Raw genomic sequence first — 20,275 nt, forward strand, 5'->3', positions numbered from 1 at the left:
TTTACCTGAAATTATCGAATATAAACGTAAACACCTTCAATAGGAAGGCAGTAATCCCGGCGGCCATCAACGGACCGACCGGGATTCCTTTTAGGAATATAATCCCGAATATCGATCCAATCACGAGGCCCACAATCATTTGTGGGTCTATTTTTAATAGCTCGAGTCCCTTGCCATTCATATAGGTAGCTATGGCTCCGCCCAGAAGAGCGAGAATGCCGGGCCATGTCGTGAACATGGAGGTGACGTCCTTGATCGAAATTTTCTCACTGGCGAACGGAACGAGCACGCCCATGGTCAAGAACAGCAGTCCGAGCTCCAAGCCGCGGCGTTCAATCGTCGGTAGATAGCGATCGAGACTGATCAGCTTGATGATGAGCAGCACGCAGGCGGCTGTCGTAATGATGTGGGATCGGCCAAGCATCCCGATGATGATGAGAGCGACGAGCAGCAAATCTCCGTTCATACACAGGCCCCTTGTCCGTAGAATTGTACGTTTCATGTGTATGAACGGCATGCTGCGGTTTAGAACAAGCTTATTGTAGCTGAGTGACGACAGCCTCGATGCGGCCGTTCTTCACCTCGGGGGCGAAGTCGAACACGTTCGTACGGGCGCAGAAGACGACGTCGTTGTGGTAGCCGATGCGGCTGAGCCGCGCTCCGTTCGATGACCGGAGCAGCGCGTCGAGCACCTGCCCCTTCACGCTGCGGTACGTCTCGAGCATCGCAAGACCCATATCGTTCACGTGCAGCCGATGGCGGTCACTGGCCGCACTTGTACCTGCCCCTATGCCTACTGCCGTGCCACCACCTATGCCTGCAGCCGTACCCATCATGCCCCGCACCTGACCGCATTCGTGGCGCTTCATCAGCTCCTCCACGAGCAGCCCTGCGCATAAGCCGTCCTCGAGCGCGAACACGTCCTGTGTGCCAGCGCAGACGATGACGATCTCATGGGACAGCCGGGCAGCCTCGCGGGCACAAGCCTCCGCATTCAGCAAGCCTCCGATCAGGACGTGCGCAGCCTTCTGCGACTTCTGAATCGCGCGAGTGCCGTTCGTCGTCGTCATGATGACCGTCTTGCCGCCGACGGCATCGGGTGTGAATTCAAGCGGCGAATTCCCGAGCTGGAAGCCCGGAATTCGCTTGCAGAAGCGCTCTCCGGCGAGCAGCTCTCCCTCCTGCTGCAGGGTAAGCGCCTGGTTAACCGTCTCGACCGGCACGATCGAGCGACAGCCGGACGCGAGTGCCGCGAGCATCGTCGAGGTCGCACGCAGCACATCGATCGCGATGACGGTCTTGTGTAGCAGATCGTCGGCGCGGGCTTCATTGACAGTAGGGATCACTTCTATATGCACGTAGAATCAGCCTCCTCTGTTAGATGTGGTAGTACCAGCTGCCCGATGCATCCTCATTGGCTCGCGGAAGCGCGTTAGGCTCGTCAAGCAGAAGCTTCTCCATCGTGAACGTGTCGGAGCGCAGCCCGCGGCGCAGCGCCTCCAGCGCGATGACATCACCAGGAGCAATGTTGCCCAGATGAATGCCGCTGCCGAGCCGCTTCATCAGATGCACCTGCTGCTCCTTATGCGGAGCTTCCCATAAGAGCAGCTCCGGACTAGGCACCTCGCTCAGCACACGCTCCAGCTCCTCATCCTTACAGCCGCCGTCTGCATCGTAGATGCCGACGCCCTTGCCGGACTCGCGGCCTTCGATCGTGACGAGTGCCGCTCCGAGCTCAGAGTCGATCACGACGGTCTCGATGAGCTCGTCAAGCTCAATGCTCGAGCCCCAGCCTTTTTTCCCATACTCCGTAATGACGGTGAAGCCGCTGTCCACAGCACGCTTGATGAGCTCTGTCCGCAGAGCGCGATCCATCTCAATCGTCCCGTCCGACACTTCAATGCCGTTGAAGCCCAAATATGCAGCCATATCGAAGAATGAATCGACGTTTCCTTGCACGATCGCCACCTCGAGGAACGTTCCGCCGGGATAGACGAGCAGGTCGTGCGACTTCGCGAGCTCGATTTTTTGCCGAAGCAGAGTCGTTGAATATAGAGGAGAAGTGCCAAAGCCCATCTTCAGCATATCCATATGAGCAGCGGCGGTCTGCAGTAAATCGTCCAGCGCATGAAGCCCGAGCCCCTTGTCGATCACCATTGTCTTGCCCTGCGTACGGGGCTTGCCTGCTCGCTGACCGGTAGGGTCGCTAAGTGCGGCCGGCCATTGGAGCGGTGTACGGATTTCCATTCGTTATCGCCTCGCTATTAACATAATCTGTCATGCCTGAACTATCATATGCAATTTCAATTGGGGGTGTGCCCGGATAGCCTAAATGAAGACGAGCTTGCATACAGTGTTAAGGAAACTATACGGATGAGGTGAAACGAATGCTGTCGCTGATCAACAAGGTCGTGCTGAGCATGGCCACGCTGCGGCTCCTGTCAGGAACGATTGAAATTGCGGCTGCGCTCTTCATGCTGCGCGTGAACCAGATCGACAAGGCGCTGCTCATCAACTCCGGCCTTGCGCTCGTTGGCCCGCTCGTGCTGCTGTCGACGACGACGATCGGATTGGTAGGTGTAGCCGACAAGCTGTCCTGGGGGAAGCTCATATGGGTCATTGCCGGAGTGACGTGTCTCTTTATCGGAATCTTGAAGAAGTAATCTGTCATATTTCACTAGAGACGGCATACACATGATTGTAAAAGATGGACAGCTTATCAGCTTATCCGATGGGAGATGATCCGGTGCAAACGCTGCTTCCATATTTCTCTGCCACTATGCGTGACACGTTGTCCGCACTAGCTGCCAAGCTACCTCATCGGCTTCAAGAAATTCGCGTTCGAGAAGGTCGCCCGCTCGAGGTGCTCTGGGGAACGGGCCATAGCTTCGTCACAGGAGCAGGCTCGCTCACGAGCCAGCCTTCAGAAGCTTATCGGCCGACCCGCCAAGATTGCGCCGTGCTGCTGGAGCTGCTGACTCAGCACTCGCTGTACACGTTCGAGGAGGAGCTGAAGCGGGGCTTCATTACGGTGCAAGGCGGACACCGCGTTGGCCTCACTGGCCGTGCGATCGTCGAGCAGGGCAAGGTCAAGTACATCAAGGACGTCAGCGGCTTCAACGTCCGCATCGCCTGCGAATGGAAGGGAACCGGGCAAGCCGTGCTTCCTTACCTGATCGATACGCGACTCGGTCACGTGTGCCGGACGCTGATTATTTCGCCGCCGCAGCGAGGGAAGACGACGCTGCTGCGCGATCTTGCCCGGCTGCTGGGCGGAGGCAGCACGTCCTCTGAAAGCTCCCTAGCCCGCTCCTACAAGGTCGGCATCGTCGACGAGCGCTCCGAGATCGCCGCCTGCGTCCGGGGAGTGCCGACGTTCGACGTCGGACCGCGCACCGACGTGCTCGACGGCTGCCCGAAGGCGGAAGGGATGATGATGCTCATCCGCTCGATGTCGCCCGAGGTGCTCATGGCCGACGAGATCGGACGGGCCGAGGATGCGGCGGCGCTGCACGAGGCGGTGCATGCCGGCATCAGCGTCATCGCGACGGCGCACGGCACGGACGTCGAGGATGTGCGGCGGCGGCCGATCCTGCGAGAGCTGCTCAGCGAAGGGGTATTCGACCGCTTCGTCGTCCTGTCGGCAGGCCGTGAGAGCGGACAGCCTGCAGCCGCCCCGTCGTTCGCCGTATACGACGGACAAGGGAAGCGGCTCGACGAGCGGCTCGCCCTACGCGGGAGCGTCAGCCTATGACTGCGCCCCGACATAAGCCGAACAGAAGGCGGGGCGATGCCGCATGCTGAAGCTCGTCGGCGCGGCGATGATCTTGCTCGCAGGCACGCTGCTCGGCTTCTATCAGGCGTCACAGCTCGCCCGACGGCCAAGGCAGATCTCCGATCTGATCCGGCTGCTGCAGCGGCTCGAGACCGAGATCGTCTACGGCTTCACGCCGCTCGCCGCAGCGCTGCGTACGTCGAGCCAGACATGCTCGACAGCGGTCGGCACGCTGTTCGCTGCGGCGGCCGAGGCGCTCGGACGGTCCGAGGGTCGGCCCGTGCAGGCGATCTGGCAGGAGACGATGCGCGAGCGCTGGCGCGAGCTGTCGCTCAAGCAGGGCGAGCAAGAAATTATGCTCCAGCTCGGAACGACGCTCGGTCTAACCGACCGGGACGATCAAGTGAAGCATCTGCGGCTTGCGATCAGCCAGCTGCAGGGCGAGCACGAGCGAGCGAAGGACGAACAGCAGCGCTACGAGCGGATGTGGAAAAGTCTCGGCGTTCTCATGGGAGCACTCGTCGTCATCTTAATGTACTAGCCCGGGGGAGTCCGTGGCCTGACGTCTGACAGGTTTGGAGTGAGGTGCCGTTTATGAACGTGGATGTGAATGCGATATTCCAGATCGCCGGCATCGGCATCATTATCGCAATGATTCATACTGTGCTGAAGCAGATGGGCAAGGAAGACATGGCCCATTGGGTGACGGTCATCGGTTTTGTCGTCGTATTGTTCATGGTTGTCAGCCTGCTCGATACGCTCTTTAAGGAAATTAAGACGATCTTTCTCTTTCAATAGGCGGGTGATCCCATGGACATGATTCAGATCGTGGGGCTCGGTCTGATCACGACGGTGCTCGTGCTGATCATCAAGGAGCAGAAGCCGATGTTCGCCTTCCTGCTGACGGCGTTCACGGGCATTACGATCTTCTTGTTCCTGATAGGTAAAATATCGTCCGTCATCTTCGTCCTCGAGGATCTGGCGAGCAAGGCGGACATTAATACCGTATTCCTGAAGACGATTCTCAAAATTATCGGCATCGCCTATATCGCCGAATTCGGCGCCCAGATCGTCCGTGACGCCGGGCAAGAGTCCATTGCCTCGAAGATCGAGCTTGCCGGCAAAATCATCATCATGGTGATGGCGATTCCGATCGTATCGGTCATCATCGAAACGGTCGTGAAGCTACTGCCGGCATAAGCGATAGGGAGGCCATGCCGGGCACGCGGCAGACCGAAGGTTGAACCAGGAGATGAAGCTCATGCAGCAGCACCAAATACGCTATCGTCCCGGACTAGACATGATCGCACCGGACCCCGGTCGTCACGCGATGTACGAGCAGAGCCGATGGCTGCTCACCGTAGCCCTGCTGATTGCTCTAATGCTCAGCGCAGCCGAGCACCTGACAGGAGCAGGCGTATGCACGAGCTACAGCGGCAGCTACGGCTTCGGCACACTGTCGAGCAGCTGCGGGAGCGGGGTGCTCGCCGCCACGCCAGCCGAGGAGCTTGTCAGGCAGCAGGCGGAGCGGCTTCCGCTCGATGACGTCGAGCAATATTGGAGCAATCTGATGAAGCAATACGGCGGATATTTCCCGGATAGCCGGGCGCCGACGTTCATGGAGCTGCTCTCGGGCGCGAAGCCATTCAGCATCGGCGGGCTGTTCAGCGGCTTGCTCCGCTACTTCTTCCACGAGCTGCTGTATAATGGCAAGCTGCTCGTCTCGATCGTCATCCTGACCGTGTTCAGCATGCTGCTCGAGACGCTGCAGAGCTCGTTCCAGCGCAATGCGGTCAGTAAGATTGCGTATGCGATCTCGTTCCTGGTGCTGATGATTCTCGCGATCAACAGCTTCAATGTCGCCATCGGCTATGCGAAGAGCGCGATCTCACACATGATACATTTTATGGTTGCGGTCGTCCCCGTCATTCTGACGCTGCTCGCCTCGATGGGCAATGCGGTATCGGTGACAGTTATGCACCCGCTGATCGTCTTCATGGTGCATACCGTCGGTACGGTCGTCTACGTCTTCGTCTTCCCGCTACTGTTCTTCTCGGCGGTGCTGCACATCGTCAGCGGCTTGTCGGACAAATACAAGGTGACGCAGCTGGCGAACCTCCTGCGTAACATTAGCCTCGGCAGCCTCGGGGTGTTCATCACGGTCTTCCTCGGGGTCATCTCGGTGCAGGGCGTCACTGGAGCGGTAGCCGACGGCGTAACGATCCGGACGGCTAAGTACATTGCAGGCAACTTCGTGCCCGTCGTCGGCCGCCTGTTCTCGGATGCCTCCGAGACGGTCATCGGCGCGTCGCTCATGGTCAAGAACGCGGTCGGTCTTGCGGGTGTCGTCGTCATTCTCGTCATATGCGCCTTCCCAGCGCTGAAAATAATGGCGTTAGCCTTGATATATAACATCTCGGCCGCTGTCCTGCAGCCGCTAGGCGATAATCCGATGATCACATGTCTCGAGACGATCGGCAAAAGCATGATCTACGTATTCGCCGCCCTAGCGGTCGTCGGCTTCATGTTCTTCCTCGCGATTACGATCTTGATTACGGCGGGCAACGTGTCGGTGATGATGCGATGAAGCGAGCACAGCAAGCTGCAGCTTGCATATATGCACGACTAAGCTCGGTAAAGGAGGGGTTCGCGTGGCGTACTTGAGCGATTGGCTCAAATCGGTGATTCTCGTCATTCTGCTCGCCACGTTCGTGGACCTCTTATTACCGAATCAGTCGATGCAGCGGTACGTGAAGACCGTAGTCAGCTTGTTCCTCTTGATGACGCTGCTGCATCCGCTGCTCAGTCTCCTGCAGCACAGCGAGCGAGTCGAGAGCGAGCTGGCCTCGGCACTCCTCTCACCGAAGGCGACACAGGTGTCTGCGACGATGGAATCGATGCCCGTCATCTCCAGGCGGGCGGAGGCGATGAAGCAGAAGCAGCAGGAGCAGACGCAGAGCCTCGTGGAGCGCCAGATCGCCGAGCTTGTGGAGAAGAAGGCGGAGCAGAGCGCAGAGGTTGATGTGCGTCGAGTGCGCGTCGAGACCGTCCTGAATGCCGACGAGCAGCCCGTCCTTCGCAGCCTCTCGCTTACGGTAGCCCAGAAGCAGAAGGGGAAGGTAGAGAAGCCTGCTGAGCCAGGACGCAGCCTTGCGGCATCCGACCATACGATGAAGCCGATACAGCCTGTAGCCGCAATCGAGGACATACGTATCGACGCACCTTCTACCGAGCGGCAGCCATTGGCCACAAGGGGAGCACTAAGCTCTGAGGAGATGGAGCAGCGCCTGACCCCGGCTATGCAGCAGACGAAGACGCAATTGATCCATATGCTGGCTCAAGATTGGCAGCTGGCACAGGAGCATATTCATATTACATTCGAACTCGAGACCGGGGAGGTGGGCATCAGGTGAGTGTGGAGAAGAAATCATGGTGGTCATCCTTCTTCGGTGGAGGACCTGGAGGTCCGAAGCGACAGCAGACGTTCCGGCTGCTGCTGCTGCTCGGGCTTGCGGGGTCGGCGCTGATGATACTGAACTCTTTTATAACCGTGAAGGATGTTGATCCGATTCAGGAGGGTCGCGCCTCCCCAGGCGAGCCTGCACGAGCGACCTTCGGCTCCGGCAGCAAGGAGCAAACGAGCTTCCGTGAATACGAGGAGGCCTACCAATCGCAGCTACGTGAAATATTGACGAAGATTGTCGGCGTCGGCGACGTCGAGGTGCTCGTCACGATCGAGTCGACCGAGGAGATTATCGTCGAGCGCAACCTGAATGAGTCCGAGCAGCAGACCAACGAGAAGGATCAGCATAACGCCACGCGCCATATTACGAGTGTCACCCGCAGCGGTGAAGTCGTGCTGTACGAGGTGTCCGAGGGCAAGAAGCCGCTCGTGTCGAAGACGATCAAGCCGAAGATTCGAGGTGTGCTCGTCGTTGCGAAGGGGGCTGAGAATTTGACAGTGAAAAAGATGATTACCGAAGCGGTTGAGCGGGGACTGGACGTACCGGCACACCGCATATCCATACTGCCACGCAAGCAATAAATTATACCAGTTGAATGAGGAGGAATTAACAATGAATTCCAAGAGACAAACCGTTTGGTTAGTATCCATGCTGAGCTTAATGGTCGTGCTATCCGCATATTACTTGTTCACAGAGGATGTGAGCGAGCTTGAGGTTGCGACAGCAGGCATGAAGACGAATGAGATCGTAGTGAACACAGGTCAATTGGATGTGAAGCCGCAAGCGAACGCCGAGAAGACTGGCGAAGTGGATGCAGCAGCGGACAAGGAAGGTACTGCACAGAAGCCGGAGGCAGATAAGACAGACGCGAAGTCGGAGCCGAAGGCCGATGCGAAGGCTGAGCCTCAGGCAGCGGACAGCGGGAAGGAAGCGCCGAAGTCCGATGCGAAGACGGAGACGAAGGAAAGCAGCACGAAGACGGATACACCATCGTCTGCAGCAGAGGATAAGACGGCGAAGCCGGTATCGTCCAAGGAAGCAAGCGAGCAGGCGCAGCTGCTGCAGAAGATGCAGGCGACAGCGACAGCCGGCACGGATTATTTCATCAATCTTCAGCTGAAGCGCAACGAGGAATGGTCCGCTCAAGTGGAGAAGCTGCTCACGGTCATCACGGACTCGAAGCAGACGACTGACGCCTCCGTGAAGGCGCAGCAGGAGTATGACAAGTTGATTGAGATGGAGACGAAGATTACGAGCTTCGAGGAGAGCCTGCAGAAGGACTTCGCTTACGCGGTCGTGACGCAAACCGGCTCGAAGTGGAAGATCAGCGTCCAGACGACGAAGCTGGAGAAGAGCCAGGCCGTTAGCATCCTGGACAAAGCGATGAAGGAGCTCGGCTTGTCGGCAGAGCAGGTAACGATCGAAGCGAAGCCTTAATGCACGTGAGATAGAGTCCGAGGGCAAGGCGCGGACTCTATTTTTTTCCACTAGAGACGCTGTTCAGAGAGGTTGGCTACCCCCAAATTATGACTAGGTATAAGGAGCATGATATGAAAACCCCTTTCCTTAGTTCGCGATTGTGATATAATAACAACGTCGTTTGTTAATCTTCGCCAGAGGCAACAGTGCTCGACTAGAGCTTGTTCGCGGCGAGCAGATGCAAAAAGGAGTGAACGTTCGTGTTCAAATTAAACGAAATCAAAGAATTGATTGAGCTCATGGATCAAAGCTCGCTGCAGGAAGTGGAAATCGAAAACGAAGGCTCCCGCCTTGTTATCCGTAAACCGAATAAAACCGAGCAGGTGATCGTCTCCGCTGCTCCAGCTACAGCCGCTTATGCGCCTGTAGCAATGCCTCAGCAGCAGGCTGCAGCTGTACAAGCTCAGCAGGCTCCAGCTGCCGCAGCAGCGCCAAGCATCGATGCGGGCTTACATACGATTACTGCGCCGATGGTCGGCACGTTCTATTCGGCACCGTCGCCGGGCGCTGCTCCGTTCGTATCCAAGGGTAGCCGCGTGAACGACAAGACCGTCGTCTGTATTCTCGAGGCGATGAAGCTGATGAACGAGATTGAGGCTGAAGTGAAGGGTGAGATCGTCGAGGTACTCGTCGAGAATGGCCAACTGATCGAGTACGGTCAGCCGTTGTTCGTGGTGAAGCCTGAGTAGTAGGAGGAGAGTCACTTGAAGTTTCATAAAATATTAGTAGCGAACCGCGGGGAAATCGCGGTACGCATCATTCGTGCCTGCCGCGAGCTCGGCATCTCCACGGTTGCCGTCTATTCCGAGGCGGATCGGGAGGCGCTGCACGTTCGTCTTGCGGACGAGGCTTACTGTATCGGACCGACGCTGTCGAAGGACAGCTACTTGAACTATACGAACATTATGAGCGTTGCAACGATGACGGAGACCGACGCGATTCATCCGGGCTACGGCTTCCTCGCAGAGAACGCCGACTTCGCGGAAATATGCGAAAGCTGCAACATTACGTTCATCGGCCCATCCCCGAACGCGATCAGCCGTATGGGTGACAAGGCGGTCGCGAAGCAGACGATGAAGGATGCAGGCGTACCGGTTATCCCGGGCTCCGACGGCCTCGTGGAGGACCTTGACGAAGCGATCCGTCTAGGTCGTGAGATCGGCTACCCAATCATCATCAAGGCAACCGCAGGCGGCGGAGGCAAGGGCATTCGTCTTGCAGAGAACGAGGACATGCTCATCTCGCAAATTACGACGGCTCAACAGGAGGCGCAGAAGGCGTTCGGTAACGCAGGCGTCTATCTGGAGAAATATTTGACCGGGATGAAGCACGTTGAGATTCAGGTGTTAGCTGACAAGCACGGCAACGTCGTCCATCTTGGCGAGCGCGACTGCTCCGTGCAGCGCCGCAGACAGAAGCTGGTCGAGGAAGCGCCTTGCCCGATCCTGACGCCGGAAATTCGCGAGCGTATGGGCGCAGCAGCCGTGCGCGCGGCGCAGGCTGTGGAGTATTCCGGCGCAGGGACGCTCGAGTTCTTGCTCGGACAGGACGGGCAGTTCTACTTCATGGAGATGAACACCCGTATTCAGGTTGAGCATCCAGTGACCGAGCTTGTAACCGGCATCGATATTATTAAAGAGATGATCCGTGTTGCCGAAGGCGAGCCGCTCTCCTTCACGCAGGACGAGGTCGTCATCAACGGCTGGTCGATCGAGTGCCGCATTAACGCGGAGGACCCGGATCGCAACTTCATGCCGTCCGCGGGACAGATCAAGTTCTACCTGCCGCCAGGCGGCTTCGGAGTGCGCGTGGACAGCGCTGCTTATCCGGGCTACACGATCTCGCCGCATTATGACTCGATGATCGCGAAGCTGATCGTATGGGGCAAGACGCGCGAGGAGGCTGTAGAGCGCATGAAGCGCGCGCTCGCGGAGTTCGCCGTCGAGGGCATCCATACGACGATTCCGTTCCACCTCAAGCTGCTGGAGCACCGCAAGTTTCTTGCTGGCGACTTTGACATCAAGTTTTTGGAAGAGCATGACGTGAACGATCCGAATTCGTAGAAGTCGATTTCGTTGTCATATTTTTTCCTAAATGGTATAGTATACAGTAAAGACAAGGTTTGGGCTGGCCACAGCACCAGTCGCCAAAGTGCCTCAGCAAATACTTGGAGGAGGACCTAACCATGAGCATACTAGCGGATTACGAGAAGACCGACATGGGTACGATTCAGATTGCTCCTGAGGTAATTGAGATTATTGCCGGCATGGCCACGATCGAGGTTCCTGGTGTAGCGGGAATGAGCGGCGGCTTCGCAGGCGGAATCGCCGAGCTCCTTGGACGCAAGAATGCGGCTAAGGGCGTCAAGGTCGATGTCGGACAGCGGGAAGCAGCAGTCGATGTGTCCGTAGTCATTGAGTTCGGCACACGCATTCCAGAGGTAGCAAGCGGCGTTCAGCAGAATGTGAAGCATGCGATCGAGTCGATGACGGGCCTTAGCGTCGTACAAGTGAACGTTCACATTCATGATGTTCTGTTCAAGGGTGCTGAGAAGCCGGTGGAAGAGCCGGAAGCAGCGCCGCAGCGCGTGAAATAAACAAGACGATAATCAGGTTGAGCCCCCTTACGTTCACGTCTGGGGGTTTCGGCCTTCCTTCGGAAGGAGTCATAAGCCGTGGCCAAAGTATTGGACAAACTACTATTATTCGTACTTACGATCGTCATAATCGTATCGGCAGTCATGTTGCTGCTGGCAGCGACCGGCGTGATTCCGCTTCAATCAGCGCATAATTTCGTTGAAGCTGTGTATAGAGATCTGAATACAGCGCTTATCTTTATCGGCATTACGACTGCCGTCGGCTTGCTTGCCATCCGCTTCCTGTTCTTGTCCGTTCGCAGAGAGAAGAGCTCTGTTGCGTCGATCGATCAACGCACCGACTTCGGAGACATCCGTATTTCGCTCGATACGGTCGAAAACTTGGCGCTGAAGGCGGCAGGTCGCTCCAGAGGTGTTCGTGATCTTCGTGCGCGGGTGAAGGTAAGTCCGTCCGGTCTTGAAATCGTCATTCGCTCGATCGTAGACGGCGAGATGTCGATTCCGACGTTGACCGAGGAGATGCAAGGCAGCGTGAAGCGTCATATCGAGGACATTACCGGTATTCCGGTGGCGCAGGTTACCGTCTTCGTGGCGAATATTCAGCAATCATCCCCCACGTTCAAGAGTCGAGTGGAGTAAAGGGGAGTGTCCCGTATGTGGCTGCAATTATGGGAGCGGCTGATGGAGCAGCACCGAGGAGCAACGCTGGGCGTTATGCTTGGTGTCGGCTTTGGGTTCATTTATTTGTTCTTCGGCCTGTTTCATATGTTAATCTTTGGCTTGATCGTATATACTGGTTATTATATAGGGAAAAAGCTTGACCGGAACGAGCCGGTGTTTCCCGCAGAAAACACTTGGCGCTGGCTAATGGACAAATGGAGATTGTTCCGCTAAAATCCTTGGGAGACAGACGCCCAAGGTTTTTTTCGGCTTTTGGGGATTGGACGAGGTAATTGACAGGAGGACTTACATGCGATGAGAAAACGATTAGCGAGAGAGCTCGCTTTGCAAAGCTTATACCAGATGGAAATGAACGACAGCACACTCGTAGCAGCTATTGAGCATGTCATTGAAGAGGCTCGCGGTGAGGATGAAGGTCAGCTGACGCGCGCGAAGGACCAGATCTCGTTCGACGAGGTACGCGAGCTGGTGAACGGAACGAAGCAGCATAAGTCGCAGATCGACGATCTGCTTGTCGATTATTTGAAGGGCTGGCAGATGGACAGGCTGTCGCGTGTCGATCGCGAAATATTGCGTCTGGCTACTTATGAGATGATATTCCGCGACGATGTGCCGCCTAAGGTTGTCGTGAACGAGGCGATTGAGATGTCGAAGAACTTCGGAACGGAAGAATCGGGGAAGTTCGTCAACGGCGTGCTCGGTAAGATGATTAAGGATTTGGACGGACTCAGAACGAATTCCGAATCGAAGCCAGCAACCGAGTCGTCAGAGTCGACGGATAAGTAAGAAGCATGAAGAGATATGCAAGAACAACAGGCTAAGAGAGGGGAACGGATGATATGTCAGCGCACGTCATTAATGGGAAAGAGCTGGTCGGCGCATATCGCGCGGAGATTAAGGAGCAGGTAGAGCAGCTTGTGAAGCAAGGTGTGACTCCTGGTCTTGCGGTCGTCATCGTCGGTGACGATCCGGCTTCTCATGTCTATGTCCGCAACAAGCATCGGGCATGTGAGGAGGCTGGTATATATTCCGAGGTACACAAGCTTCCGGAGGAGACGACAGAGGACGAGCTGCTGGAGCTGATTCGCAGCCTGAATAGCAACGCGAGCATTCACGGCATTCTCGTTCAATCGCCGTTGCCGAAGCATATTCACGAAGAGCGTGTTGTCGAGGAAATTGACCCGGAGAAGGATGTCGATTGCTTCCACCCGGTCAATGTCGGCAACCTGATGATCGGCAAGCCAGGACCGGCTCCCTGTACACCGGCCGGTGTGATTGAAATATTGAAGAAGGCGGGCGTCGAGATCGCAGGTAAGCACGCCGTCGTCATCGGGCGCAGCAATATTGTCGGCAAGCCGATGGGCATGCTGCTGCTGCGCGAGAATGCGACGGTGACAACCTGTCATTCCCGCACGGCGAACCTCGAGCAGCTGACGAGTCAGGCGGACATTCTGATCGCGGCGATCGGCAAGCCGCAGGTCATTAAGCGTCAGCATGTCAAGCCTGGAGCGGTCGTCATTGATGTCGGCATTAACCGACTCGAGTCGGGCAAGCTGTGCGGCGACGTTGACTTCGACGACGTTGTGGAAGAGGCGAGCGTCATTACACCGGTGCCGGGTGTTGTCGGACCGATGACGATTACGATTTTGCTGCGGAACACCCTAGAGGCTGCACAGCGGGCGGCGGGCGTAGCCGCGGCACAGTAAGCCGATGAGTGGGAAGACGATCTATTCGATTAAGGAGCTTAACCGCTTCATTAAGTATAAGCTGGAGCAGGACGACACGCTGCAGCACGTATGGGTACGGGGGGAAATATCGAATTTCACCCACCATTCGAGCGGTCATATGTACTTCACCTTGAAGGACGCCGACAGCCGTCTGAAGTGCATTATGTTCGCCTCGTATAATTCCCGTCTCGGCTTCATGCCGAAGGAAGGGACGAAGGTGCTGGCACTGGGTAATATCTCCGTGTACGAGCGCGACGGACAGTACCAGTTCTACGTGACGCAGATGCAGCCAGACGGCATCGGCAGCCTGTATCTCGCCTTCGAGCAGCTGAAGCGCAAGCTTGAGAGCGAGGGGCTATTCGATACAGCCCGCAAGAAGCCGATTCCCCGCTTCCCGCGGGCGATCGGCGTTATTACATCGCCCACGGGCGCAGCTGTGCGTGACGTGATGATTACGCTGCAGCGGAGGTGGCCGTCGGTGCCGATCGTGCTCTACCCTGCGCTCGTGCAGGGGAAGCAGGCGGCGCCATCGATCGTGAAGGCGATTGAAGAGATGAATCGGATGAACGAGGTCGACGTGCTCATCGTCGGCCGCGGCGGCGGCTCGCTCGAGGAGCTGTGGGCGTTCAATGAGGAATCGGTAGCGCGGGCAATCTTCGCCTCGCAGCTGCCGGTTATTTCGGCGGTCGGACATGAGACCGATTACACCATTGCCGACTTCGTGGCTGACCTGCGGGCTGCTACGCCGACGGCAGCAGCGGAGCTGGCGGTGCCGCATCATCTGGAGCTTGCGCAGCAGGTGGCGCATCTGAAGCAGCGGCTATACGGCGGCTTATCGAGCCGACTGGACAGCAGCCGTGAGCGTCTGAAGCGGCTGCAGCGCTCGCCGTACTTGACGAGTCCGCGCAGGCAGCTGCTGCTGCAGCCAGCTGAGCGGCTGGATCGTGTGCGCGAGCAGCTCAGCTTCAAGATGGAGGGGCGTATTGCCAGATCACATGAGCGTCTGATGCGGCTTGACCGGAAGCTCGCTGCCTTCAATCCGAAGGAGCAGACGGTCTATGCCCGGCAGCGGCTGAACGCCTCGAGTGCGCGGCTTAGGCAGTCGATGCTTGCTTCCATGAAGGAGAAGCAGCGGGAGCTGGCATCAAGCATTAGGCAGCTCGATGCGTTAAGTCCACTGAAGGTGATGCAGCGCGGCTATAGCCTCGTCTATGACGAGCAGGAGAAGCAGCTGATCAAGTCGGTGCAGCAGGTACAGCCGGGAGACATCTTGAAGCTTAGACTGCTCGACGGTCGCGTCGATTGTCATGTATGGTCATTGGAGGAGAAACGAGATGACGAATCAGGAAGTAACGCCTAGCTTCGAGCAGGCGCTGGAGCAGCTGGAACGGATCGTAAGTCAGCTTGAGAGCGGCGATGTGCCGCTGGAGCAGGCGATCGAGCTGTTTCAGGAAGGGATGAAGCTGTCTCAGCTGTGCGGACAGAAGCTGGAGCAGGTAGAGCGTAAAATTGAAGTGTTGCTCGAGCAGGAGGGCGGACTGGTGAAGAAGCCGTTCCAGCCGGGTGAAGATAAGGGAGATGCACGATGAACGCTGCAAGCAGCATCGCTCAATATATTCAAGAACAGTCCGTCCGTGTCGAGCGAGAGCTGGAGACGTCCATCCCGTCGACGTGGAGCGTGCCTGTCGCATTGCGGGAATCGATGATGTACTCACTCATGGCTGGCGGGAAGCGACTGCGGCCCATTCTGGTGCTCGCTGCGGCCGAGGCGGTAGGCGGACGTGAGGATGCTGCGATGCCTGTGGCGCTCGCAATCGAGATGATTCACACGTATTCGCTCATCCACGACGACTTACCAGCGATGGATAACGATGATCTGCGGCGCGGCAAGCCGACCAATCATAAAGTATACGGTGAAGCGATGGCGATACTCGCGGGCGATGCACTGCTGACACATGCGTTCTTCATGATCGTCCAGGCAGCACGCAGCTGTGGCGTCAGCGGCGATACGGTCGCAGACATCGTCGAGGAGCTGTCGGTGCTGGCGGGTGCGCCTGGAATGGTCGGCGGTCAGGCCGCGGACATGCTCGGGGAGCAAGGTGTGACGAAGCTCGAGGAGCTCGAATATATTCATCTGCATAAGACGAGCGATCTGATCGTATTCTCGTTGAAGGCGGGAGGACGAATCGGCGGTGCAAGCGCAAGCCAGCTGGCGGCGCTGGAGAAATTCGGTACGTGCCTCGGTCTTGCATTCCAGATTCAGGACGATATTCTCGATCTGGTCGGCGAGGAGCAGAAGCTCGGCAAGCCTGTGCAGAGCGATGTGAAGCAGCAGAAGGTGACGTATCCGTTCTTCATCGGGATGGAGGCGTCGCTCGCGAAGGTTGAGCAGCTGACGCAAGAGGCACGAAGCGCGCTGCTGGCCGCTGATATTCCGCAGCCTGAGCGGTTGCTTGCTCTAGCTGATTTCCTGATGAAGCGCGATCACTAAGCGTGCCATCAGAAGCGAACATCAGAGCGTACCAGCATACTCCAGCTCCGTTGATGCGTCGACTGACAGTGTACACGCTTCGTTTGAGCACACGTCAGACGCGTGCTATAATGCATCGTATATAGTTAACGTTTCGTGAACAATGAAGGGGCGTCAGCGATGGAATTACGTGCGGAAGGCTTGCGCCCGAGCTCGACACGACACACAATTATTTTACTACGGAAAGCGAGGGAACAAGCATGCTGCTCGATCACATTCAACAGCCTGACGATTTGAAGCGCCTGACGCTCGAACAGCTCGAAGAGGTGGCGCTTGAAATACGACAGTTTCTAGTTGAGAAGCTATCGGTAACCGGCGGCCACCTCGCGCCGAATCTAGGTGTTGTCGAATTAACGTTAGCGATGCACTACTTGTTCGACAGCCCGGCTGATAAATTCATCTTCGATGTCGGACATCAATCCTATGTACATAAAATATTAACAGGTCGCATGGACCGGTTCGATACGCTACGTAAATATAAGGGACTGTGCGGCTTCGTCAAGCGCTCCGAGAGTGAGCATGACGTCTGGGAGGCCGGTCATAGCAGCACGTCGCTGTCTGCAGCGATGGGCATGGCGGTTGCCCGCGACTTGAAGGGCGAATCGAATCGGGTCGTCGCCATGATCGGAGACGGCGCATTAACAGGTGGAATGGCGCTGGAGGCGCTCAATCATATCGGACATGAGCGTCGCAAGCTGATGGTTATTCTGAACGATAATGAGATGTCGATTGCTCCGAATGTCGGGGCACTCAGCAACTACTTGGCGCGCATTCGATCCGATCGTCATTATGTGAAGGCGAAGGAAGAGGTCGAGCATCTCATTAAGCGCATTCCAGCGATTGGCGGCACACTTGCCAAGACGGCTGAGCGGTTGAAGGATTCGTTCAAATATTTAGTCGTGCCGGGCGTATGGTTCGAGGAGCTAGGCTTCACCTATATGGGGCCCGTCGATGGACACAATCTCCCGCTCCTGCTCGAGACGTTGAAGCAAGCAGATAAAGTGAACGGACCAGTCGTCGTTCACGTCATTACGCTCAAGGGTAAGGGCTATTCCCCTGCCGAGGCAGATTCTCATAAGTGGCACGGCATCAGTCCATATAAGATGGAATCGGGTCAAGTATTGAAGACTGCGGGTCCTCCCATGTATACGGAGGTGTTCGGCTCGACATTGATCGAGCTTGCGAAGAAGGATGAGCGCATCGTCGCGGTTACGCCTGCGATGCCGGGGGGCTCGGGCTTGTTAGGCTTCGCCAAGCAATTCCCGGAACGGATGTTCGATGTCGGTATTGCCGAGCAGCATGCCGCGACGTTCTGTGCGGGGCTTGCCGGCGAAGGCTTCAAGCCGGTATTCGCGGTCTACTCGACGTTCCTGCAGCGGGCGTACGACCAGGTCGTGCACGACATATGCCGTGCGAATCTGAATGTAGCGTTCGCCATTGATCGCGCAGGCTTCGTCGGACCGGACGGGGAGACGCATCAAGGTGTGTACGATATCGCGTATTTGCGCAGCATTCCGAATATGGTCGTCATGATGCCGAAGGACGAGAATGAGCTTCGGCATATGATGCAGACGGCGTTCGAGTATGAGGACGGTCCCATTGCTTACCGCTATCCGCGTATGAACGGCCTGGGCGTAACGCTGGATGAAGAGCTGAAGCCGATCCCGATCGGCAGCTGGGATATTCTGCGCCATGGCAGCGATGCCGCTATATTGGCTGTCGGCCCGATGATTCCAATCGCTCTGGACGCAGCGGAGCAGCTCGCGAAGGAAGGCGTTCAGCTGCAGGTCGTCAATGCAAGGTTCATTAAGCCGATGGATGAAGCGATGCTCCTGCAGCTGGCCAAGGCGTCCATGCCGATCATTACGCTTGAGGAGGGCGCAGTGATGGGCGGCTTCGGCAGCGGAGTTCTGGAGTTTTATTCCTTGAACAACATATTCGGCATGGTCATTAAGACGATCGGAATTCCTGATTATTTCGTTGAGCACGGCTCGGTTGGCGAGCAGCGGCAGGAGGTCGGCTTAACCGTCGAGCGTCTGGTTGCTGACATACAAGCCATTGTTCCGCGCAAAAGACAGCACGCGTAAGAGGTGTGTGCAGCGTGAAAGTTGAGGTATCGCATGGCTTCAGATAAACAAGAGAAGGAACGGCTAGACGTCCTGCTCGTCGAGCAGGGCTATTACGAGACGAGAGAGAAGGCGAAGGCCGCCATTATGGCGGGTCTTGTCTCCGTCGGCGGCGAGCCTGTGGATAAGGCCGGCACGAAGGTGCCGGTCACGGCGGCGATTACCGTCAAGGGTGCGCTGCACCCTTATGTGAGCCGCGGCGGGTTGAAGCTGGAGAAGGCGCTGCGCGTATTCGGCATCGACCTCACCGGTGTGACGATGCTGGATATTGGAGCATCAACGGGCGGCTTTACCGATTGCGCATTACAGAACGGCGCCGCCTACGTCTATGCGATCGATGTCGGCTACAACCAGCTCGACTGGTCGCTGCGCAAGGATGAGCGCGTACACGTCATGGAACGGACGAACTTCCGCTTTATGCAGCCGGGCGACCTGAAGGGGCCGCAGCCGTCATTTGCGTCGATCGATGTATCGTTCATATCGCTTAAGCTAATTCTTCCCCCGCTCCACCAGCTGTTGTCTGAGGATGGCAAGGTGGTCGCGCTCATCAAGCCTCAGTTCGAGGCTGGACGCGAGAAGGTGCCGAAGACGGGTGTCATTAAGGAACCGACCGTTCATCTCGAGGTGCTTCGGTCGGTGCTGGGCTTCGCTCATGATATCGGCTTCTCGATCGTCGGGCTGACGCATTCGCCGATTAAGGGCGGTGAGGGGAATATCGAATTTTTAACGTATTTATCCAAGTCCAAGTCGGATTCCTCCGATTGTATCGTTGGTGAGCGTCTCGAGGCGCTGATCCGCGAAGTGGTAGCCGAGTCGCAAAGCATGCAGAACTCATCCGGAGCTTGATGTCCCGGCATGAGTTTTTTTGCGTAGGAATGGAAGGAAATTGCGTAAAAAAGGCGAATATAAGTTCTGAGGTGATGCTATGCATAGCGGAGATGCATGGGTCGTAGTCCTACTTGTCATTGCGGCCGGAATATGGGGATACTTCTTCATACAGACCAAGCTGCGGCAAGCGGTGGAGGAGACAGCCGTCCACGATTGGGAGATGTATGGCCATCCGCCTATAGATGCAGCAACTGAGCTGCTGGAGGAGCTAGGGTACCGTGTGCTGTGCGGCAAGCGTCGCATTCCGATTGTGATTCAAGTTAATGAAGGAGAGACGCTGCAGAGCAGGCTGTTCCTCGACTATATGGCGGAGCGGGATGGAGCGTACTTCGCGGTGAAGCTGGCGAAGGACCGTCTACCGATGGAGCATACCGGCAGCTCGGTGCGGGACAGGCTCTTCCTCTATCAGCTGATCGAGCCGAAGACGAGCGGAGTTCTGTACGTGAAGCTGGATGAGCGGAAGGTCGATTGCTACCGCTTCAGAACGACGGAAGCCGAAGAAGAAGTTGATTAATCAGATAACCACATAGATCGAACAAGTTCAGGAGGCTCCATGAAAGGTCAACGACATGTCAAGATACGTGAAATTATTACGAATAACGAAATTGAAACGCAGGACGAGCTCGTCGAGGAGCTGCGCAATGCTGGCTTCCATGTGACTCAGGCGACGATCTCGCGAGATATTAAGGAGCTCCTCCTGATCAAGGTGCCGCTGGACGACGGACGCTACAAGTATTCGATGCCGGCCGACCAGCGCTACAATCCGATGCATCGGCTGAGGCGGGCGCTGAACGATCATTTTGTCCATATCGATTACTCCGAGAATCTCGTCGTGCTCAAGAGCTTGCCGGGAACAGCGAACGCGATCGGCGCACTGATCGACAGCTTGGAGTGGAACGAAGTGATGGGGACGATCTGTGGAGACGACACCATCTTAATCATATGCCGCACGAAGGACCAGAGCGTGCACGTCGTCAATCAAATATTAGGAATGCTAAGCTGAGAAAGG

26 protein-coding genes are annotated in these 20,275 nt (G+C 56.7%); 23 read left to right on the forward strand and 3 right to left on the reverse strand.

What is annotated here, in order from left to right:
• Position 1 precedes the first annotated feature (1 nt).
• The 3 genes from PAE68_RS10340 to comA form a co-directional block, all read right to left on the reverse strand.
• On the reverse strand, positions 2–466 hold the full coding sequence (locus tag PAE68_RS10340; protein ID WP_281886643.1) for a DUF441 domain-containing protein: 465 nt from the start codon (positions 464–466) through the stop codon (positions 2–4).
• A gap of 70 nt (positions 467–536) precedes the next feature.
• Complete coding sequence (locus PAE68_RS10345) at positions 537–1,358, reverse strand: 2-phosphosulfolactate phosphatase (protein ID WP_281886645.1); 822 nt, start codon at positions 1,356–1,358, stop codon at positions 537–539.
• Between the two features lie 19 nt (positions 1,359–1,377).
• Positions 1,378–2,247: a phosphosulfolactate synthase gene (gene comA, locus PAE68_RS10350; protein ID WP_281886648.1), complete on the reverse strand. Its 870-nt coding sequence runs from the start codon at positions 2,245–2,247 to the stop codon at positions 1,378–1,380.
• Positions 2,248–2,387: 140 nt separating this feature from the next.
• On the opposite strand from comA, the gene PAE68_RS10355 reads away from it, so the two are divergent.
• The 23 genes from PAE68_RS10355 (at position 2,388) to ahrC (ending at position 20,269) form a co-directional block, all read left to right on the forward strand.
• Positions 2,388–2,663, forward strand: coding sequence for a YqhV family protein (locus PAE68_RS10355; RefSeq protein WP_397378553.1), 276 nt, complete (start codon positions 2,388–2,390; stop codon positions 2,661–2,663).
• A gap of 44 nt (positions 2,664–2,707) precedes the next feature.
• A complete protein-coding gene (gene spoIIIAA / locus PAE68_RS10360) occupies positions 2,708–3,754 on the forward strand; it encodes a stage III sporulation protein AA (RefSeq protein WP_281886650.1) in 1,047 nt (348 codons plus the stop codon).
• 43 nt (positions 3,755–3,797) lie between these two features.
• Positions 3,798–4,316 carry a stage III sporulation protein SpoIIIAB gene (spoIIIAB, locus tag PAE68_RS10365; RefSeq protein ID WP_281886652.1) on the forward strand — a complete coding sequence of 173 codons (519 nt, stop codon included), beginning with the start codon at positions 3,798–3,800 and terminating at the stop codon, positions 4,314–4,316.
• Between the two features lie 53 nt (positions 4,317–4,369).
• A complete protein-coding gene (spoIIIAC, locus tag PAE68_RS10370; RefSeq protein ID WP_281886655.1) occupies positions 4,370–4,573 on the forward strand; it encodes a stage III sporulation protein AC in 204 nt (67 codons plus the stop codon).
• Between the two features lie 12 nt (positions 4,574–4,585).
• Positions 4,586–4,975 carry a stage III sporulation protein AD gene (gene spoIIIAD / locus PAE68_RS10375; RefSeq protein WP_281886657.1) on the forward strand — a complete coding sequence of 130 codons (390 nt, stop codon included), beginning with the start codon at positions 4,586–4,588 and terminating at the stop codon, positions 4,973–4,975.
• 100 nt (positions 4,976–5,075) lie between these two features.
• Complete coding sequence (spoIIIAE, locus tag PAE68_RS10380) at positions 5,076–6,362, forward strand: stage III sporulation protein AE (protein ID WP_397379448.1); 1,287 nt, start codon at positions 5,076–5,078, stop codon at positions 6,360–6,362.
• A 64-nt stretch (positions 6,363–6,426) separates the two neighbouring features.
• Positions 6,427–7,188, forward strand: coding sequence for a stage III sporulation protein AF (gene spoIIIAF / locus PAE68_RS10385; protein ID WP_281886659.1), 762 nt, complete (start codon positions 6,427–6,429; stop codon positions 7,186–7,188).
• Positions 7,185–7,820 carry a stage III sporulation protein AG gene (spoIIIAG, locus tag PAE68_RS10390; RefSeq protein WP_397378557.1) on the forward strand — a complete coding sequence of 212 codons (636 nt, stop codon included), beginning with the start codon at positions 7,185–7,187 and terminating at the stop codon, positions 7,818–7,820. The genes spoIIIAF and spoIIIAG overlap by 4 nt, the downstream gene beginning before the upstream one ends.
• A 31-nt stretch (positions 7,821–7,851) precedes the next feature.
• Positions 7,852–8,676 carry a SpoIIIAH-like family protein gene (locus tag PAE68_RS10395; RefSeq protein ID WP_281886661.1) on the forward strand — a complete coding sequence of 275 codons (825 nt, stop codon included), beginning with the start codon at positions 7,852–7,854 and terminating at the stop codon, positions 8,674–8,676.
• A gap of 242 nt (positions 8,677–8,918) precedes the next feature.
• A complete protein-coding gene (accB, locus tag PAE68_RS10400) occupies positions 8,919–9,407 on the forward strand; it encodes an acetyl-CoA carboxylase biotin carboxyl carrier protein (protein ID WP_281886663.1) in 489 nt (162 codons plus the stop codon).
• Positions 9,408–9,422: 15 nt separating this feature from the next.
• Positions 9,423–10,781, forward strand: coding sequence for an acetyl-CoA carboxylase biotin carboxylase subunit (gene accC / locus PAE68_RS10405; protein WP_281886665.1), 1,359 nt, complete (start codon positions 9,423–9,425; stop codon positions 10,779–10,781).
• Between the two features lie 122 nt (positions 10,782–10,903).
• Positions 10,904–11,314, forward strand: coding sequence for an Asp23/Gls24 family envelope stress response protein (locus tag PAE68_RS10410; protein ID WP_281886667.1), 411 nt, complete (start codon positions 10,904–10,906; stop codon positions 11,312–11,314).
• Positions 11,315–11,392: 78 nt separating this feature from the next.
• Positions 11,393–11,953, forward strand: coding sequence for an alkaline shock response membrane anchor protein AmaP (gene amaP / locus PAE68_RS10415; protein ID WP_281886669.1), 561 nt, complete (start codon positions 11,393–11,395; stop codon positions 11,951–11,953).
• A 15-nt stretch (positions 11,954–11,968) separates the two neighbouring features.
• Positions 11,969–12,208, forward strand: coding sequence for a DUF2273 domain-containing protein (locus PAE68_RS10420; protein WP_281886671.1), 240 nt, complete (start codon positions 11,969–11,971; stop codon positions 12,206–12,208).
• A gap of 81 nt (positions 12,209–12,289) precedes the next feature.
• Complete coding sequence (gene nusB / locus PAE68_RS10425) at positions 12,290–12,781, forward strand: transcription antitermination factor NusB (protein WP_281886673.1); 492 nt, start codon at positions 12,290–12,292, stop codon at positions 12,779–12,781.
• Between the two features lie 53 nt (positions 12,782–12,834).
• Entirely contained in the window at positions 12,835–13,701 is an 867-nt protein-coding gene (gene folD, locus PAE68_RS10430; RefSeq protein WP_281886675.1) for a bifunctional methylenetetrahydrofolate dehydrogenase/methenyltetrahydrofolate cyclohydrolase FolD, read from the forward strand.
• A 4-nt stretch (positions 13,702–13,705) separates the two neighbouring features.
• Positions 13,706–15,082 carry an exodeoxyribonuclease VII large subunit gene (xseA, locus tag PAE68_RS10435; protein ID WP_281886677.1) on the forward strand — a complete coding sequence of 459 codons (1,377 nt, stop codon included), beginning with the start codon at positions 13,706–13,708 and terminating at the stop codon, positions 15,080–15,082.
• Positions 15,057–15,311: an exodeoxyribonuclease VII small subunit gene (gene xseB / locus PAE68_RS10440; RefSeq protein ID WP_281886679.1), complete on the forward strand. Its 255-nt coding sequence runs from the start codon at positions 15,057–15,059 to the stop codon at positions 15,309–15,311. The genes xseA and xseB overlap by 26 nt, the downstream gene beginning before the upstream one ends.
• The gene (locus PAE68_RS10445) at positions 15,308–16,213 is read left to right on the forward strand and encodes a polyprenyl synthetase family protein (RefSeq protein WP_281886681.1); all 906 of its coding nucleotides are present in this window, start codon (positions 15,308–15,310) and stop codon (positions 16,211–16,213) included. The genes xseB and PAE68_RS10445 overlap by 4 nt, the downstream gene beginning before the upstream one ends.
• 239 nt (positions 16,214–16,452) lie before the next feature.
• The gene (dxs, locus tag PAE68_RS10450) at positions 16,453–18,339 is read left to right on the forward strand and encodes a 1-deoxy-D-xylulose-5-phosphate synthase (RefSeq protein ID WP_281886683.1); all 1,887 of its coding nucleotides are present in this window, start codon (positions 16,453–16,455) and stop codon (positions 18,337–18,339) included.
• 33 nt (positions 18,340–18,372) lie between these two features.
• Positions 18,373–19,224, forward strand: a complete 852-nt coding sequence (locus PAE68_RS10455; RefSeq protein ID WP_281886685.1) for a TlyA family RNA methyltransferase — start codon at positions 18,373–18,375, stop codon at positions 19,222–19,224.
• Between the two features lie 79 nt (positions 19,225–19,303).
• Positions 19,304–19,780 carry a hypothetical protein gene (locus PAE68_RS10460; protein ID WP_281886688.1) on the forward strand — a complete coding sequence of 159 codons (477 nt, stop codon included), beginning with the start codon at positions 19,304–19,306 and terminating at the stop codon, positions 19,778–19,780.
• A 39-nt stretch (positions 19,781–19,819) separates the two neighbouring features.
• Entirely contained in the window at positions 19,820–20,269 is a 450-nt protein-coding gene (gene ahrC, locus PAE68_RS10465) for a transcriptional regulator AhrC/ArgR (protein WP_281886691.1), read from the forward strand.
• The last annotated feature ends 6 nt before the right edge of the window (positions 20,270–20,275 follow it).

The sequence above is a fragment of the Paenibacillus sp. YYML68 genome, assembly GCF_027923405.1.
Taxonomy (GTDB): domain Bacteria; phylum Bacillota; class Bacilli; order Paenibacillales; family NBRC-103111; genus Paenibacillus_G.

Coding starts and splice junctions, on each gene's coding strand:
- PAE68_RS10340 (WP_281886643.1), bottom strand. CDS start 466: ATGAACGGAGATTTGCTGCTCGTCGCTCTCATCATCATCGGGATGCTT.
- spoIIIAE (WP_397379448.1), top strand. CDS start 5,076: ATGATCGCACCGGACCCCGGTCGTCACGCGATGTACGAGCAGAGCCGA.
- spoIIIAB (WP_281886652.1), top strand. CDS start 3,798: ATGCTGAAGCTCGTCGGCGCGGCGATGATCTTGCTCGCAGGCACGCTG.
- ahrC (WP_281886691.1), top strand. CDS start 19,820: ATGAAAGGTCAACGACATGTCAAGATACGTGAAATTATTACGAATAAC.
- spoIIIAD (WP_281886657.1), top strand. CDS start 4,586: ATGGACATGATTCAGATCGTGGGGCTCGGTCTGATCACGACGGTGCTC.
- PAE68_RS10395 (WP_281886661.1), top strand. CDS start 7,852: ATGAATTCCAAGAGACAAACCGTTTGGTTAGTATCCATGCTGAGCTTA.
- dxs (WP_281886683.1), top strand. CDS start 16,453: ATGCTGCTCGATCACATTCAACAGCCTGACGATTTGAAGCGCCTGACG.
- PAE68_RS10455 (WP_281886685.1), top strand. CDS start 18,373: ATGGCTTCAGATAAACAAGAGAAGGAACGGCTAGACGTCCTGCTCGTC.
- spoIIIAC (WP_281886655.1), top strand. CDS start 4,370: ATGAACGTGGATGTGAATGCGATATTCCAGATCGCCGGCATCGGCATC.
- comA (WP_281886648.1), bottom strand. CDS start 2,247: ATGGAAATCCGTACACCGCTCCAATGGCCGGCCGCACTTAGCGACCCT.
- spoIIIAA (WP_281886650.1), top strand. CDS start 2,708: ATGGACAGCTTATCAGCTTATCCGATGGGAGATGATCCGGTGCAAACG.
- nusB (WP_281886673.1), top strand. CDS start 12,290: ATGAGAAAACGATTAGCGAGAGAGCTCGCTTTGCAAAGCTTATACCAG.
- xseA (WP_281886677.1), top strand. CDS start 13,706: ATGAGTGGGAAGACGATCTATTCGATTAAGGAGCTTAACCGCTTCATT.
- folD (WP_281886675.1), top strand. CDS start 12,835: ATGTCAGCGCACGTCATTAATGGGAAAGAGCTGGTCGGCGCATATCGC.
- xseB (WP_281886679.1), top strand. CDS start 15,057: ATGACGAATCAGGAAGTAACGCCTAGCTTCGAGCAGGCGCTGGAGCAG.
- PAE68_RS10355 (WP_397378553.1), top strand. CDS start 2,388: ATGCTGTCGCTGATCAACAAGGTCGTGCTGAGCATGGCCACGCTGCGG.
- PAE68_RS10460 (WP_281886688.1), top strand. CDS start 19,304: ATGCATAGCGGAGATGCATGGGTCGTAGTCCTACTTGTCATTGCGGCC.
- PAE68_RS10445 (WP_281886681.1), top strand. CDS start 15,308: ATGAACGCTGCAAGCAGCATCGCTCAATATATTCAAGAACAGTCCGTC.
- PAE68_RS10410 (WP_281886667.1), top strand. CDS start 10,904: ATGAGCATACTAGCGGATTACGAGAAGACCGACATGGGTACGATTCAG.
- PAE68_RS10420 (WP_281886671.1), top strand. CDS start 11,969: ATGTGGCTGCAATTATGGGAGCGGCTGATGGAGCAGCACCGAGGAGCA.